This is a genomic window from Oceanobacillus senegalensis, assembly GCF_900176885.1.
GTDB classification, from domain to species: domain Bacteria; phylum Bacillota; class Bacilli; order Bacillales; family Amphibacillaceae; genus Oceanobacillus; species Oceanobacillus senegalensis.
Genome location: NZ_LT839648.1, coordinates 2,760,834 through 2,777,220, shown reverse-complemented (window position 1 = coordinate 2,777,220; position 16,387 = coordinate 2,760,834). Strand labels below are relative to the sequence as shown.

The 16,387-nt window shown below is 36.3% G+C and carries 17 protein-coding genes, 1 pseudogene and 1 riboswitch; of the genes and pseudogenes, 13 read left to right on the top strand and 5 right to left on the bottom strand.

The annotated features are described in order from the left end of the window. Positions 1-81 precede the first annotated feature (81 nt). From pdxR to CAO17_RS13385, 3 genes are all read left to right on the top strand, one after another. On the top strand, positions 82-1,485 hold the full coding sequence (pdxR, locus tag CAO17_RS13395; protein ID WP_085993213.1) for a MocR-like pyridoxine biosynthesis transcription factor PdxR: 1,404 nt from the start codon (positions 82-84) through the stop codon (positions 1,483-1,485). Positions 1,486-1,725: 240 nt separating this feature from the next. Next, positions 1,726-1,953, top strand: a complete 228-nt coding sequence (locus CAO17_RS13390; RefSeq protein WP_085993212.1) for a hypothetical protein — start codon at positions 1,726-1,728, stop codon at positions 1,951-1,953. Positions 1,954-2,090: 137 nt separating this feature from the next. Further along, entirely contained in the window at positions 2,091-2,921 is an 831-nt protein-coding gene (locus CAO17_RS13385; protein WP_085993211.1) for a DUF6612 family protein, read from the top strand. Positions 2,922-3,063: 142 nt separating this feature from the next. Here the strand turns inward: CAO17_RS13385 and CAO17_RS13380 are convergent, their stop codons facing one another. The 3 genes from CAO17_RS13380 to pfkB all read right to left on the bottom strand — a co-directional run bounded on the left by CAO17_RS13380 (position 3,064) and on the right by pfkB (position 6,379). Further along, the gene (locus CAO17_RS13380) at positions 3,064-3,357 is read right to left on the bottom strand and encodes a hypothetical protein (RefSeq protein ID WP_085993210.1); all 294 of its coding nucleotides are present in this window, start codon (positions 3,355-3,357) and stop codon (positions 3,064-3,066) included. Between the two features lie 159 nt (positions 3,358-3,516). Continuing rightward, positions 3,517-5,388: a PTS fructose transporter subunit IIABC gene (locus CAO17_RS13375; protein ID WP_085993209.1), complete on the bottom strand. Its 1,872-nt coding sequence runs from the start codon at positions 5,386-5,388 to the stop codon at positions 3,517-3,519. A gap of 70 nt (positions 5,389-5,458) precedes the next feature. Next, on the bottom strand, positions 5,459-6,379 hold the full coding sequence (gene pfkB, locus CAO17_RS13370; RefSeq protein ID WP_085993208.1) for a 1-phosphofructokinase: 921 nt from the start codon (positions 6,377-6,379) through the stop codon (positions 5,459-5,461). 625 nt (positions 6,380-7,004) lie between these two features. Here pfkB and CAO17_RS13365 point away from each other — a divergent pair. Together CAO17_RS13365 and CAO17_RS13360 are read left to right on the top strand one after the other, a co-directional pair. Further along, positions 7,005-8,033 carry a PTS sugar transporter subunit IIC gene (locus tag CAO17_RS13365; protein ID WP_085993207.1) on the top strand — a complete coding sequence of 343 codons (1,029 nt, stop codon included), beginning with the start codon at positions 7,005-7,007 and terminating at the stop codon, positions 8,031-8,033. 358 nt (positions 8,034-8,391) lie between these two features. Continuing rightward, positions 8,392-9,141 carry an alpha/beta fold hydrolase gene (locus CAO17_RS13360; RefSeq protein WP_245831847.1) on the top strand — a complete coding sequence of 250 codons (750 nt, stop codon included), beginning with the start codon at positions 8,392-8,394 and terminating at the stop codon, positions 9,139-9,141. Positions 9,142-9,392: 251 nt separating this feature from the next. Here the strand turns inward: CAO17_RS13360 and CAO17_RS13355 are convergent, their stop codons facing one another. Continuing rightward, positions 9,393-9,593, bottom strand: coding sequence for a hypothetical protein (locus tag CAO17_RS13355; RefSeq protein WP_085993205.1), 201 nt, complete (start codon positions 9,591-9,593; stop codon positions 9,393-9,395). A gap of 755 nt (positions 9,594-10,348) precedes the next feature. On the opposite strand from CAO17_RS13355, the gene CAO17_RS13350 reads away from it, so the two are divergent. The 3 genes from CAO17_RS13350 (at position 10,349) to CAO17_RS13340 (ending at position 12,030) form a co-directional block, all read left to right on the top strand. Beyond that, positions 10,349-10,630 (top strand): GNAT family N-acetyltransferase, encoded by a 282-nt coding sequence (locus CAO17_RS13350; protein ID WP_085993204.1) that lies wholly within the window; start codon positions 10,349-10,351, stop codon positions 10,628-10,630. Between the two features lie 76 nt (positions 10,631-10,706). Then, entirely contained in the window at positions 10,707-10,937 is a 231-nt protein-coding gene (locus CAO17_RS13345) for an excisionase family DNA-binding protein (protein ID WP_085993203.1), read from the top strand. A 208-nt stretch (positions 10,938-11,145) separates the two neighbouring features. Beyond that, positions 11,146-12,030: an RluA family pseudouridine synthase gene (locus CAO17_RS13340; protein WP_085993202.1), complete on the top strand. Its 885-nt coding sequence runs from the start codon at positions 11,146-11,148 to the stop codon at positions 12,028-12,030. A gap of 54 nt (positions 12,031-12,084) precedes the next feature. Here the strand turns inward: CAO17_RS13340 and CAO17_RS13335 are convergent, their stop codons facing one another. Next, positions 12,085-13,074 (bottom strand): DmpA family aminopeptidase, encoded by a 990-nt coding sequence (locus CAO17_RS13335; protein WP_085993201.1) that lies wholly within the window; start codon positions 13,072-13,074, stop codon positions 12,085-12,087. Between the two features lie 260 nt (positions 13,075-13,334). On the opposite strand from CAO17_RS13335, the gene CAO17_RS13330 reads away from it, so the two are divergent. From CAO17_RS13330 to CAO17_RS13310, 5 genes and pseudogenes are all read left to right on the top strand, one after another. Further along, positions 13,335-13,850, top strand: a complete 516-nt coding sequence (locus CAO17_RS13330; RefSeq protein ID WP_085993200.1) for a TlpA family protein disulfide reductase — start codon at positions 13,335-13,337, stop codon at positions 13,848-13,850. A gap of 59 nt (positions 13,851-13,909) precedes the next feature. Then, positions 13,910-14,056: riboswitch (FMN riboswitch) on the top strand. Positions 14,057-14,211: 155 nt separating this feature from the next. Then, positions 14,212-14,862: a riboflavin synthase gene (gene ribE / locus CAO17_RS13325; RefSeq protein WP_085993199.1), complete on the top strand. Its 651-nt coding sequence runs from the start codon at positions 14,212-14,214 to the stop codon at positions 14,860-14,862. A 13-nt stretch (positions 14,863-14,875) separates the two neighbouring features. Beyond that, positions 14,876-15,472: pseudogene (gene ribB, locus CAO17_RS13320) on the top strand (3,4-dihydroxy-2-butanone-4-phosphate synthase); the annotation flags it as partial. Between the two features lie 51 nt (positions 15,473-15,523). Next, entirely contained in the window at positions 15,524-15,994 is a 471-nt protein-coding gene (gene ribH, locus CAO17_RS13315) for a 6,7-dimethyl-8-ribityllumazine synthase (RefSeq protein WP_085993197.1), read from the top strand. Between the two features lie 214 nt (positions 15,995-16,208). Then, the gene (locus CAO17_RS13310; protein ID WP_245831846.1) at positions 16,209-16,361 is read left to right on the top strand and encodes a hypothetical protein; all 153 of its coding nucleotides are present in this window, start codon (positions 16,209-16,211) and stop codon (positions 16,359-16,361) included. The last annotated feature ends 26 nt before the right edge of the window (positions 16,362-16,387 follow it).

Sequence of the window (16,387 nt, the reverse complement as noted above, 5' to 3'; positions counted from 1 at the left end):
TTATAAAAATAAATGTGGTACTATTAAAAGTGTCAGTTTTCAATAAAACTATAGGGTCAGATGAAATGGAGGCGACAGATTATGGAAATGCTATCCTGTCATTTAGAGCGTTCTAGTAATATACCTTTATATGAACAGTTGTATAATTTTATAAAAAATGAAATTATTGATGGCCGTATTAAACATGGTGAAAAATTACCTTCTAAACGTAAGTTGTCTGAGTTTTTAAAAATTAGCCAGAATACGGTGGAAACAGCGTATGAACAGCTATTAGCAGAAGGTTATGTGGAAGGAATTTCTCGAAAAGGGTATTTCGTTTTAGCCTATGAAGATCTTGAATATGTAGAAACTCAGCATGTTTCTAACAGATTACCAAAGCAATCCAAAGAGAAAATGACATACCACTTTCATCCGAGTTGGATTGATACGGAAAATTTCCCGTTTGCAAAGTGGCGTAAATACGCTAGAGACATGATTAGCAAAGAAAAACATTCCTTGCTTTTATTAGGTGATATGCAAGGGGAATTAGAACTGCGGCAGGAAATTGCTAATTACTTATATCATGCAAGAGGGGTACAATGCAGCGAAGAAGAGATTGTAATTGGTGCGGGTAGTGAAATTTTATTACAGCAATTAATACTGTTATTTCAAAAGGATATGATATATGGGGTCGAGGATCCTGGATACCATATGATTTCTCGCATATTGAAAAATTATCCTAATAGTGTCTATCCTATAGGAGTAGATGAGGAGGGTTTATTGACTAAGCAGGTAGAAAATACACCTATCAATGTAGTATATGTGACACCTTCTCATCACTTTCCATATGGTTCGGTTCTTTCTGTCAACCGAAGAAATCAACTGCTCAAATGGGCAAGAGAAGATTCCAATCGTTATATCATTGAAGATGATTATGATAGTGAGTTTCGTTATACGGGAAAAGCTATTCCTTCTTTACAAAGTATGGACCATGCCGGTAAGGTAATTTATCTTGGTTCCTTTTCAAAATCCTTAATACCATCTCTTCGAATTAGCTATATGGTGCTACCTAAACCTTTGCTTGAACGGTATAAACAAGTGCTATCCTTTTACCAATGTTCTGTATCTCGATTGGATCAACATATTTTAACGGAATTCATGAGAAAGGGCGATTTCGAGCGCCATTTAAATCGTATGAGAAAAATTTACCGAAGAAAGCTTGATAAAACGTTAGAATTCCTTAGGCCATACAAAAAGCAGATTGAGGTGATAGGGGATCAGTCTGGTCTTCATATCGTGTTGGTTGTGAAAAATGGTATGAATGAAGAAGAACTAATTCAAAAGGCAAAGGAAAAACATATCCAAATATATCCATTATCCTCTTATTCGTTAGAAAAACGGATAGAAAGTGATCCTATGATTATACTTGGATTTGCGGGCATCCCCGAGGAAAAGCTAGAAAATGCGATTCACTTACTACTGAAGAGCTGGAATATGACAACTTAATTTTATGGAAGAAAACTTAAGTTTCAACATTTAAAAAATTACTGTATTTTTCAATACGTTGAAGAGCAAATTGTAGGGAAAAATTTGAATTTGAATTTCCTCTCTTTTATAAATACTACAAAAATGCGTACTAATAATAAACTGTCCATTTTAAAGGTTTGGTTATTTCAAGAAAAGGGTACTAGAGTTACTGACCCGATTATTCATAAATCAATACTATCGCAAAGAGGGGGAAAGGCAATGGAAAGAAAGTCATTATACGAAAAACTACCGGACGAATTATTAGGCGCATTCTATTGCTATATACAGAATAATATTGATAAAGGAATCCATATAGAGTTAATGAATAAAGAGATAAAACTAATAGAAGATGAAGCAAATAAAAGAGGGATTACTGTTTCTTGTTTAAAAGAAATGGGCACTTCATTTGTTAGTCGGGAAATGGAAATACTCCATAAAAACATGTGAAAGCTCTACTTCAAGAGCTTTTATAAATGGAGTTACTTGTTCATTTATTCACAAATGATTTTTTCGCTAAAGACAAAAAGTGAAACTTTCTTCTTCTCCACACGTATTATGGGTATTAACAAAATAGGGGGATATACATGAAGAAATGGATTATAACAGTGTTACTCGTCACTTTAATAACTGGTCTTACTGCATGTAGTGGAACGGAAAATGCTGAAAAAATTTATTCTAAAGCAATAACAGCTGCAGAAGAAATGGAAAGCGCAGAAGTAATAATTGACATGAAACAGCAAATGCAGCTTCCGAATGAGGCAGAATCTGTTGAAATGACTAGTAACATGGAAGGTTCTATGATTGTTGATCCACTTGCAATGCATCAAAAAGGGAATGTTTCTATTAGTTTGGGGGAAATGGCGGAGACCCCAATGGAAATGGAACAAGAACTATACTTAGTAGATAATGAAATGTATATGTTCGAATCCATGTCAAATCAATGGATGAAAATAGATGATTCTATGATTCCAATGGATATGGTAAACAGTCAACAAATGGATGTTTCAGAACAGTTAGATATGATGAAGGAATATGTGGAAGAATTATCAGTTGAAGAGACGGAAGATGAATATATTCTAAAGCTATCTGCTGATGGAGATGGAATAAAAGAATTCTCTGATAAGTTTGTGAAAGAAGTTATGCCAGAAGATATAATGGCTCAATTAGGTGAAGAAGTAGCGGATGTCTTGAAAAACATGAAAATAAATGAGTTATTGATTGAGATGATTATTCATAAAGATACGTATCAAATGTCTGCTTACAACATGGATATGGATATGACTATATCTCAAGATGGAGAAGAAATGAATATCAAACAAGTAGTAAAAACCATCTATCAAAACATCAATACCATTGAATCCCTCGAAGTTCCGCAAAATGTGAAAGATTCCGCTGTTGAGGCTCCAAGTTTATAAAGGCCTACTCACTTATTTTGAGGCTTTTTATTAAGTGCATTGGAAAGCGTAGTATATTTCTGTAGCGGTAACGACCATGAATGCACGTTTTTAAAAGATGATTTAAAAAGGTAGAGGTTGGGACACCCCAACCTCTATCCCTTTATATAAAAATTTTTACTTCGCCGTCTTCACTAATTTGAACGGTTGAGTAGCTTTCGAATGTTTCCATATTGGTAATTTCATGTTTTACAGGCTTTGCAAAGCTTTCCATATATCGCTTATATAATTCAGGCTGTTTAATAATATGATAGAAGTGGATTTTCTTCCCATTTACTGTCTCAGTGCTTCTTATTAAAAAATCGTCATGAAGTTTTTCCTTGAACCATTGTTTTGCTTCTTCATGGCTGTGAAAATCTGGCATCTCCTTAGAGATTGATGTCAAATCAATGTTCATATGGAATCGAACTCCTTGTTTTAGTGCTCAATCCTTATTGTGTTCTTGATTCCTATAATCATCCTCTAGAGATACTAATTCCATATACTGTCTTTTTATTTGGTACCATCTCCATGAACAGACGCAGTCCGTACATTGTTAACCGATGTTTCCTCGCATTTAGTATTCTTCCACCTTTTTTCTCCATATACCAAGTATAATGGCTGCAATGACCGATCCAATAGCTAAGGATAGCAAGAAAAGCAACGCATTTTCTGCTAAAGGAATAACAAAGATACCTCCGTGTGGTGCCGGTATTTCACTACTCCAAAGCTGGGTTAAACCACCGGCAATAGCTGCCCCGAGAATGGAGGAACCTATAACACGTAATGGATCAGCCGCTGCAAACGGGATTGCCCCCTCTGTGATAAACGATAGCCCCATCACATAGTTAGTGAGTCCAGATTTACGTTCGTTTTCTGAGAATTTATGCTTAAATAAAGTAGTAGCCAGTGCAATCGCAAGTGGTGGAACCATACCTCCAGCCATAACAGCAGCCATTAAGCTACCATCACCAGTGTCTGTGAAGATTCCAATAGAAAATGCGTAAGCTGCTTTATTAAATGGACCACCCATATCAATGGCCATCATTCCACCAAGAATAGCCCCTAAAATGACGGCATTCCCTGTTCCAAGGTTTTGTAAGAATTGGACCATAGCAGTGTTAATGGTTGCAAATATAGGTCCAAATATAAAATACATTAAAATACCTGTTAAAAATAGACCGAAAACCGGATAGAGTAAAATTGGCTTTAAACCTTCTAACGTTTTTGGCAAGCCGCGAAATGTTTCCTTTAAGAAAATGACGACATATCCTGCTAGGAAACCAGCAACAAGCCCACCAAGAAATCCTGCATTACTATTGACGGCAATGAGGCCACCAACCATACCCGGCATTAGTCCTGGGCGGTCCGCAATACTTAAGGCAATGAAACCGGCAAAAATAGGAATGAGAAAATTAAAAGCATTTCCGCCTAACTCGTTTAAGAAAGTAAATGCTGTGCTTTCACTTCCTAAGATACTTTCAAATAAGAAGGAAATAGCAAGTAGGATACCACCACCGACAACAAATGGTAACATGTGGGATATACCATTCATTAAATCCTTATAAATTCTCCCCCATACTGAATTGGATTTATCCTCCATATCGTCAGCTTTTTTCTCGCTGCCCACACTTTGGAAAATTGGTGCGTCCTTATTAACAGCCTTTGTTATTAATTCCTCAGACTTATTAATTCCATCACTGACTGGACGTTGGATGATTGGTTTGCCATGGAAACGATCCATATCTACTTTTTTACTAGCTGCGACAATAACAGCATCTGCACGACTAATTTCGTCCTCTGTTAAAGCGTGCTTTGCACCTTCTGAACCTTGTGTTTCCACTCGGATGTCAACATTCATTTCCTTTGCCTTTTTCTTTAGGGCATCTTCTGCCATATACGTATGGGCAATCCCTGTTGGACAAGCAGTGATAGCCACGACAAAAGGTTTAGACCCTTGTTCTTTTTCATCTTCCGAATCTTCTCGAGCCACTTCTTCTTGTTCCACCGCAAATAGTTCATAAACTTCTTCAGGAGATTCGACCTCTTTAAGCTGGTCAACAAAATCCTTATCAATTAATTGTCTAGACAGGGCTGCTAAAGTTTCCAAATGGGTGTTATTTCCACCTTCAGGCACAGCAATCATGAAAAAAAGGTAAGCTGGTTGTCCATCAAGGGATTCATACTCTACCCCTTTTTGGCTTTTCGCAAAGAGGACCGCTGGCTCTTTTACTGCTTTATTTTTGGCGTGAGGCATGGCAATCCCATCGCCAAGACCTGTGGACGTTTGGGCCTCTCGTTTTAAAATGGCATCCTTGAATTCTGCTATATCCGTAATGACACCATGCTTATCTAATTTTGAAACCATTTCATCGATTGCAACTTCTTTTTTCGTTGCCTGCATATCGAGAATCATAATGTCCTTTCTTAATAAATCGGTAATTTTCATGTTTATCATCCTTTATCACGTGATTATCTGTCTGGCCGCTTCACAGTGAGGTTTCACTTTGTTTGTAAAATCAACTCTGATTATAATGGTGTACTTCCACTTGATTGAGAATCTTATCAATATCTTTTTTGGTTGCTAGATCGTTGGAAAATGCAGTGGCACTTCCAGATGCAATTCCCATTTTAAACGCGGAAACTGCATCTTTTGTCTTGCTGTAGTTACCGATGAATCCGGCAATCATGGAATCACCAGCACCTACGGAATTTTTTACATTCCCGTTAGGATTAATCCCTTGATATATGCCATCCTTCGTAAAGAGTAATGCCCCTTCTCCAGCCATCGAAACGATAACATGCTTGGCACCTTGTTCTAGAAGCTTTTTACCATATGGAATAACTTCTTCTTTGTTTTGTATAGATACATTAAACAATTCAGCCAATTCTTCTAAGTTTGGTTTAACCAATAATGGTTGAAATGGAAGAGATACCAATAAATCTTGACCTGTCGTATCAATCACAAAGGAAGCCTTTTTTTGAGTCACTTTTTCCACTATGATTTGATAAAAATCCCTTGGTAAGGATGGGGGCTTGCTTCCTGACAGAATAATGGTATCTTGTTCTGTTATAGAATCAAGCTGACTCACCAAATTTTTTGCTTCCGTTTCCGTTATCTCAGGACCATGACCATTGATTTCTGTTTCAAAATCTGATTTCAGTTTAATGTTGATTCTTGTATCATCAGAAATAGGGATAAACTCTGATTTCACACCTTCACGCTCAAGCCAATTGGAAATGAATGTTCCAGTAAACCCACCTAAAAATCCAAGCGCTATTGTTTCCGTATTTAATTCACGTAGAATGCGGGAAACATTAATTCCCTTTCCACCTGGTAATTTTAAATCCGAATCCATCTTGTTTAGTTTGCCAAGTTGCATTTTTGATACTTGAACCACATAATCGATGGATGGGTTCAGTGTTACTGTATATATCATAATCTTGCCTCCAAATTTCCTCTTTTTTTTGAATGCTAAAAAGACGCTGTAATTTTCTATTGATTATAGCTGTAATATTCCCTTTTACCGTGTAATCAATCAGGTGAATGATGTTGTACCTACACATAATAACAAAAATGATTGCCAAATTAGTGATATATAGAAAGGAATAGAGGATATGCAATAATTATCTGTATTCGCAAGCGCTTGCAATATTTCAGAAAAAAATAATTATTGACACTTTCAAAAAAATGTAATAATATAATACCAATTTATAAAACAGAGAGGGGAACGCATCATGAGCTATGTGGGACAAACTATAATTAACGACATTATTATTAACTTATGTAGTAGGGACTGAAACACATCCATTAAAATGGAAAAATGTTTGAGTCCACTTTGCGTTATATAAAAAACAAAGCGGCGCTCAATCAATAGAAGCTAAGCGCCCATCCAAACGCGGAGGGCTTTTTATTTATATGAATTAATCGTCAGGTTAAGGGCAGTAATACCCCACCTCTAAAATGGAGGAAAAACGAATTCTTTTAGGTTGGGGAGAAACTACTGATTGAAGGTTCACTTTATAAAAATGAAATGATATATGATGATTAGGAGGCAAAAACAGATGAAACAGTCAACAAAAGAGTATCTAGTAGACAGAACATATAAAGCTTCGGTCGGGCTTGCAAATGCGGTATTGGTGACATTAGGTATTGGCCTTCTAATTGGAACTCTAGGAACATTTACAGGTTGGGAAGGTTTTACAACAGTCGGTATGGCTACACAGTTAATGCTAGCACCAGCAATCGGTGCCGGTATTGCTTATCAATTAGGTGGAAATACGTTAGTTATTTTTAGTGCGATGGCTGCGGCCACAATCGGTGCAGGTGCCTTGAATGTGAATGAAGATGGGGGATGGGTCCTTACAACTGGACAACCTATTAGTGCCGTTTTAGCAGCTGTCGTTGCTATTTGGGTTGGTAAGCGGGTGACAGGTAAAACGAAATTGGATATGATGTCCATCCCATTTGCCGCAGTATTTGTTGGCGGAGTATTTGGTGTTGGAGTAGCTGCAGTTGTAACGCCATTGTTGGAGTTACTAAGTGCTCAAATAGCAGACGCAGTATCAGGCTCCCCAATCATAGGGTCTATGGTTATTTCACTAGTTTGGAGTATATTCTTAATGTCACCAGCATCATCAGCTGCAATTGCAATAGCACTTCAACTTGACCCGGTTTCTAGTGCAGCTGCACTTATCGGATGTACAGCACAATTTGCAGGATGGACAGCAATGTCATTAAGACAAAATGATATAGGAGCAAATATAGCACAATCTTTCATTACACCAAAAGTTCAAGTACCCAATCTAGTTAAAAATCCACGATTAGTAATTGGACCATTTCTATCAGCAATCATTTGTGCACCAATTGCAATTATAGTATTCGATTTTCAAGTACCTTATACATTAGCTGGACTTGGTCTAAATTCCTTTATCGCGCCATTAAACATCTTAGCAAACCAAGGAATAGGTGTTTTAGCAATGTACGTAGTTATTGGGGTAGTTGTTCCGGCAGCCATCTCCATTGCCTGCTATCACGCTTTAAAATTAAAAGGTTGGGCAAACACTGGAGATTTAAAAATGAAAGTACAATAATCCTTACATTAAGCTTCTCAAGGTATTCCTGCTTTGGGGGCTTATTTTTTATGAAAAACAGGCGTGAATTTATTATCATAAAAGGCCTTCCTCCCTTATTCACATTTTAGGCTCTTGCCTAATAATATATAACAAAACTTCGACACTAAAGGGATGGTTATTCTACAGACCACTATATAAAATCTCTTGTTAACTTACATTTATCTTACATGTTAAATTTTCATCAGGCAGATACTATATTAAAATTATGTTTTTTAGTTGAGGTGGGAAAATGGAAAGCGAACTTTCGAAGACATTCCTTAAAATACAAGATGTAAACATATACTGTGAATACATTCTAAATGGAAGGCCCCCTATTATGCTCATTCATGGCTTTGTATCATCTACGTATACATTCAATCAATTAATTCCTTTACTTCAAAAGCACTTTTCTGTTGTTGCTATGGATTTACCAGGTTTCGGTCGTAGTGAGAAATCAACATCGTTTGTATACTCTTATCAGAATTATGCAATGGTAGTAAAGAAATGTTTGGATTATTTTGAACTTGAGAATGTTTGTATTGCGGGTCATTCGATGGGGGGGCAAATTGCATTATATACGGCCAGGTTAATTCCTAAGAGGATAAGGCAATTATTTTTATTATGCAGTTCAGGTTATTTGAAAAGTGCCAATCGCCTATTGGTTTATTCTTCTTATTTCCCTTTATTTAATCTTGTTGTAAAACGGAGTGTAAGAAACAGTAGTGTTCAGGATAGATTAAGGAACGTATTTTATGATCATTCCTATATTACCGAAGAACATATAAAAGAGTTTGAAAGACCATTAAAGGATAAGAATTTTTGTAAATCACTCATACGTTTACTTCGACATAGGGAAGGGGATTTAACATCAGAGGAGCTTAAAAAAATTAAGACGCCAACCCTATTAATTTGGGGAGAAGATGATATGGTAGTACCACTTCAAGTTGGGAAACGTCTTGTTAATGATTTGCCTAATGCCGAGCTAATTACCTATAAAAAAACCGGACATTTGCTAACGGAAGAACGACCAATGGAAATAACAGAAAACATATTATCGTATCATTTATCGGAAATTACTGCACAGTAGTTAAAGATAAAAAGTGAATCTCCAATTAGTGGGGGTATTGCCTCTTAACCTGCGATAAATTGTCAGGATCTCATATCTGGAATTCCCTCTTAATAAGCTTCATTATCTCTAAAAGAAAGATGGACTCGTTCAATCCGGTCCATCTTCTAAAAGTAATATCTATTCGACACATGTAATTCTATCTCGTCATTATTTTTCTACATGAAATTGTTCGGTAATATTGGATAGTGATTTGGATAAATTGGATAGTTTTAACCCGACTTTATGGGTATGGGTTGTTGCTGCTGGTGTTCAATGCTCGCTAACATTTCTTCCGTGCTAGCTAGTGTTTCCTGGGAAACAGAAGATACCTCTTCTGATACTTTTTCTAAGTTTGGCAGAACATTTTTTATATGATTTAGAATGCCGTGTGTTCCCTCTAACTTTCCACTTACGGAAGAAGCTTCTTCCATTTTATTTTTAACATTTTTAATGGTTTTGTTAAATTTTTAACAAATAAAATAATCAAAATGGTAGATACTATAAGACTGATATGGATGGTTATGGTTCCCATTTTTGCCCCATAAAGGAATAATTGGGTACGATTAGTACATAAGTGTTGCTGAAAGGAAATCGTATAAGATGTATCATTAAGATTTTCAGCGAGTTGGCCACTTTCTCTATGGGGAATTTTTCGAACTAAACGATTGGAAATAGCGGGTAGAGGGGTTTTCACTTATAGTAAATGGGATATACTCACCCTCAACAATATAGAAGAATTTAGCTTCTATGCCATCCTTTTCTAATTGTTCTTACTGGGATTGAATATTAATATTAAGCCGTTGCATCAAATAGGGGCTTCATCTCTAACACAAGTGAAATGCAAATTTTGAGCCATATACCCCATGAGTTCAACTTCACGTTATAATCGATCTTTGATAGTGCTCATTGTCATATTTTTGGCTTGTATGTAAGAAGTTATGCCAACTGCAAGTACAGCAATAACAATTATGGACAGGAATGGGATTAAAAGTCGAGTTTTTAATGAAGTTTTTAAGATTATTTTCGTTACCCTTTGTTTCAGCTGATTATGATTTTAACAATTGAACATTAAACTATTGTTAAATTTTGACAAATGAATTTAACATAAAGGTTGGTAATTACTACAATTTATCGGACAACATGGGTATAATAAGATATAGAACCTATAATAATGGGAGGAATTTACGTGGTTACGATTAACAAAGGGGAGCAAAAATTTTACGTTGGAGACGATATTAAGGATCCTACAGCGGAACTAACATTTAACAAGTCTGGAAAAGACAAAATTGTAGTGGACCATACGTATGTTTCAGATGAACTTCGTGGTCAAGGAATTGCAGGGAAGTTAGTAGAAGAAGTAGTTTCTTACGCAAGGGAAGAAGGTAAAAAAATTATTCCTTTATGCCCATATGTCAAACGTAAACTGGAAGAAACACCAGCATACCATGATGTATTAGGAGAACAATAAGTGAGGCTTATTTCTTCACTGTATGGTTTGATGGCCGATTCATGTAAAAAAATTTTATGAAAGGTGCTGAGGGGGAATGTACTTAACCATTCAGGAAACTGCAGAAAATTTATCTATGCCAGAGTCCAAAATATCTGCATTAGTACTCCAAGGACGGATTCGTGCAGTCCATGACGGTGAGCAGTACCTTATCAATCAAGAACAATTTACAACCCATTTTGAGCAAGTTGAAAAATACCGTATCATGATACAAGAATATTTAAATGAACCAATTCCAGAAGACATTGATGTAAAAGATGAAGATTAAATTTGTTTACGTGTTTTATTTTAATGTTAAGTATAAGCTAAAGAAAGAAGGATTTAGCTTGTACTTAACATTTTTTTGAGGGTTTTTACCGTACATTACACCTGATAAACAGAGAAGAAAGTTAATTCTACTGCAGATTCCCATAGATTTTGTGAAAAAAACTTATAGAACAACCTTTCATTAAAATTAAACAACAAGGAGAATACATATGGCTCATCAGAACAAAAGATTAAATTTTACAGTGGATGAAAATACCGAACTATTAAAGTTTTTACTTAAAGTTATGTCCAACCGAAGTAGAAATTCGGTGAAATCAATCCTGACTAGGGGACAGGTTACAGTAGATGAACACATGGAAACAAAACATAATTATCCTTTAAAGCCTGGACAAACTGTGTCGGTTCTAAAAAATAATGAGGCGAAAAAAGAAACTGTTTTGGTCGGGATGTCAATCTTATACGAAGATCGGGATATTATTGTTATTAATAAAGATGCAGGTCTTCTTTCCATTGCTACAGAGAAAGAGAGGAATTTAACTGCTCATCATCAGCTAATGGAGTATGTTCAAAGAGAACACCCAGCAAATCGTATTTTTATCGTGCATCGGTTAGATAAAGACACTTCTGGTGTGATGATGTTTGCTAAAAGTGAAAAGACCAAACGAAAGCTACAAGATAATTGGAAGAAGCTTGTAAAAGAAAGAACTTATGTGGCATTAGTTGAAGGGGAGTTGAAGCAGAACAAAGGAACCATTAAATCATGGTTAAAGGAAACGAAGACACATTATATGTTTTCTAGTTCTTTGAAAAATAATGGACAATTAGCTATTACACACTTTAAAAAAATTCAAGGAAATAAAGATTATTCATTAGTAGAGATGCAGCTGGAAACTGGTAGAAAGAATCAAATCCGCGTGCATATGAGGGATTTAGGTCATCCGGTTGTTGGGGATAAAAAATATGGATCCAAAGAGAATGTAATCGGAAGACTAGGATTGCATGCAAAAATTCTATCTTTTTACCATCCACGAACAAATCAGTTTATGTTGTTTCGCGCTGATGTCCCAAAGTTATTTATGAAAAAGGCTAAATAATGATAATTCAGGAGGACTAAAAGTGGAAGGTCCTCCTAAATTATTTAACATACGTTATTCTATTGGAGCCTTTTCTACAATCCTTCCGTTTCTACCTTCAGTTGTTTCTGCCATTTTCAAGGACCGAACGATTGCTTCCTCAGTTGCTTCCACTACCCCTTTAAAAAGCTGGTTCATAAGAGGATGACTATCCCTTATATAAGCAATCGTTTCTATTGGAGAATCACTATAATGTTGATAGGTGTTTGCGGTAGAAAACGCAATTGCTATGTCACCGCTACCATGGGCTATATGACTTCCAGTTCTTCCAAGTCCAGCTGCAGTGCGTTTGGCAAGTCGCTTTAACTGACGGTCATAAAGAGGGGCATCCGTTGCAATAATCATCATAATTGAACCGTCCGGCGTGTTTACTTTCTTATCTCCGAGATTTGCAAATAATGCATCATCACGACTACCATAATTACTTAGAACAAGCACACCAACTGTGAAAGTTTTTCCGCCAGCAGTAACAATTCGGGAGGATGTTCCAATTCCCCCTTTATGTCCAAAACACACCATTCCTTTTCCAGCACCAACAGCTCCTTCCTCTACCGGTTTTGTGGTGGCTTTGTTTATAGCTTGAATAGCATGCTCTGGCTTTACGGACGGTAGTCGAATAGAATTTAAATACCCATCATTACATTCACCTACAATAATGTTAATTGTACTTGTATTATCACCGATATCTTTATTTTCGTCTAACATGTATTGAAGCGTGCCCTGTTGCACAGAACCAACACTGAATGTATTTGTTAACATGATGGGAGATTCTAATAGACCAAGTTCATCTAATTGAATCAGTCCGGTAGACTTCCCAAAGCCATTGATAACAGCACTCGATGCATGAACTTTATTTTTATATAGATTACCTCCATGAGGCAGAATCGCTGTAACTCCGGTACATATCGTATTTTCTTTATCGATTTTTTCATATAGGGTAATATGTCCAACTCGAATGTCTTTTACATCTGTCATGCAATTGTTATTCCCTTTTGGAAGTTGCATAGATAGTTACTCCTTTAAATATATTATTAATAGATACTATTTTATCGCAGGTTAAGGGCAGAAATACCCCCACATCCTCAAAAATGGAGGGAAACGAATCAGTTTAGGTGGGGGATGAAAGAGCCCCCTTCAAAGATTGAAAGTTCACTTTATCTCTATTATAGCAAATCATTCGATTAACTGATATGAGGCAGGGGAATGGTATGAAGCATAGGTTGCTGTGAAACAATAAAGATATCTATCGTTTGGAGGAAATGAACATGAAAAAAATTCGTTGGATACCATTATTTTTAGGAGCCTTTTTGGTGGTGTTTATAGCTGGAAACCTAGCGGCTGAAGATCAGGAAGGTAATGTTGGACTTGAAATTGGAAATGTAGCTCCAGATTTTGAAGTCGAAACAATGGATGGAGAAAAAATGAAGCTATCGGATTTACAAGGTAAGCCAGTTATGCTAAATTTTTGGGCTACATGGTGTCCGCCTTGTCGGGTAGAAATGCCGGATATGCAGAGATTTCATGAAAATCATGAAGTAGTGGTACTAGCAGTGAATTTAACAGATACGGAAATTAATAAGAATGACGTTAAAAAATTTGTGAATCAATTTGGATTAACGTTTCCAATAGGGTTAGATCAGGACGGTTCTATTTCAACCGCATATCGGATTAATCCAATTCCCACAACTTTTATGATTGACTCAGAAGGGAAAATACGTCATAAAGCTTTTGGAGCAATGGAATATGATACAATGGTAGAGGAATTGCAAAAAATGAAGTAAATTAAAATTAAGCTATTGAAATATTGGGCGAAACAATGTATAATAAAGAAAAATTACAATAGTTCCTTCGGGGCAGGGTGAGATTCCCTACCGACGGTGAAGAAGTAATACTTCTAAGTCCGTGACCCGTGCGGCTTTTTAGCCAAGCGGCTGATCTGGTGAAAATCCAGAACCGACAGTTAAAGTCTGGATGGGAGAAGGAATTTTGGACAGTTCGCTTTTATATAAAAGCGTTGATTTGTAGTACAAGTATATACTTTTCTACTTTACTATCTAAAATTCTACATTCTGACACAACAAGCCTCCGATGGATTTAAATCGGAGGCTTTTTTATATTTTTTTAAGAGAAGAGAGGATTAGTATGTTTACTGGAATAATCGAAGAAATTGGTACCGTAAAGAAAATCCAAAATGTTTCTGAAGAAGCAGTGCAAATGACAATCGGTTCTAAGAAAATCTTAGAGGATGTACATCTTGGTGACAGTATCTCTGTAAATGGAATCTGTTTAACGGTCACAAATTTTTCATCCGATTATTTTCAAGTGGATGCCATGCCGGAAACGATAAAGGCGACATCATTACAAGACCTTAAACAAGGTTCAAAAGTGAATTTGGAGCGTGCAATGGCAGCAAATGGTAGATTTGGTGGACATTTTGTTTCAGGACACATAGATGGTATAGGGGAAATTGTGAAGAAACATAAAGACCAAAATGCAATTTATTATGATATAGAAATACCGGAGGAATTAGCGCAATTCCTACTTCATAAGGGTTCGATAACGGTGGATGGAACAAGCTTGACCTTATTTGGTGTCGATAAAAACGTATTTATTATTTCTTTAATTCCACATACAGTCGAGGAAACAATCCTTGGTGAAAAAGGTAAGGGCGATATTGTGAATATTGAATGTGATATGCTCGCAAAATATGTTCATAATATGCTTCGGAATGAGTACACGAAAAAAGAGGGCAAATTAGACCAAGAATTTCTGAAAAATAATGGCTTCATGTAAGGAGGGGTTGGAGATGAATACAGTCGAAGAGGCGATTCGTGATTTACAACAAGGAAAACCGATTATCGTTAGTGATGATGAAAATCGAGAAAATGAAGGTGATTTAGTAGCGTTATCTGAAACAATCACACCCGAAGTTATTAATTTTATGATTACACATGCTAAGGGGTTAGTTTGTACACCAATACAACCAGACCTTGCTGAAAGATTAGGGCTAGATCGAATGGTTAAAGAAAATACGGATCCACTAGGGACTGCTTTTACTGTTTCTATTGACCATAATGATACAACAACAGGAATCAGTGCACAGGAGAGAGCTCTAACGATTAAAGCAATGACAGAACCAATGACGAAGGCCGGGGATTTTAAAAGGCCTGGCCATGTTTTTCCACTAATTGCTAAAGAAGGTGGAGTTTTAACACGTACTGGTCATACCGAGGCAGCTGTTGATTTAGCGATACTAAGTGGAGCTTTTCCATCCGGAGTAATCTGTGAAATTATTAAAGATGATGGTACCATGGCACGTATGCCTGATTTAAAGAAAATGGCAAAAGATTTTGATTTAACTTTCATAACAGTAGCAGACTTAATTGCTTATCGAAAAAAACAAGGTATAGCTGTTCATAATTAAAAAAATAGGCGAAGTGAAGGGGATAGAAAAATGGTAAACACAATGAACGGAAACGTAGTAGGTACTGATTTAAGAATTGGTATCGTTGTGGCACGATTTAATGAATTTATTACAAACAAACTTTTAGACGGAGCAATTGATTCATTAAAAAGACATGGGGTTAATGAGGAAAATATTGATGTAGCTTGGATTCCTGGAGCATTTGAGATTCCACTTATTGCAGGAAAAATGGCGGATAATAGTAAATATGATGCGGTTATTACTTTAGGAACAGTGATTCGTGGGTCTACTCCACATTTTGATTATGTTTGTAATGAAGCAGCAAAAGGTGTTGCAAATGCTTCTGTGAAAAGCGGGAAGCCAGTCATATTTGGTGTCCTAACAACAGAAACCATTGAGCAAGCAATTGAAAGGGCTGGTACGAAAGCTGGAAATAAAGGATCCGAAGCAGCCGTAACTGCGATTGAAATGGCAAATATCATAAAATTAATGGAGCAGTAAGAAACAGTCGGGTAAAGCGAAGACCATCGCATACTCGGCTTTTTCGTTTGGTTGTTTTTCGCAGTTGAAGGATGATGCCATATAGTTTTATCAATGAATCGGAATTTTTAAAAGGTGTTACTTCCCCAAGTCGTAAACTTGGGCTAAACTATAGTAGAAAGTAAGAGGAGAAACGGGGGAGATTACAATTAAACTTCTATTAGGACAACTAGCATTGATTGCAGTAATCTGGCTTGCCATGTTAGTCTTCTTTAATGATATGAACCAAGGTAGTAAGTTGATTTTCTATCTGGTTACTTCTTGGATGTTATTCTTAATAGTAGGTATAGTGAAAGAAGCAATACGTCAAAGAAAAGGGAAGAATTAATCAGCTAATAAACACACTTTCAGTAA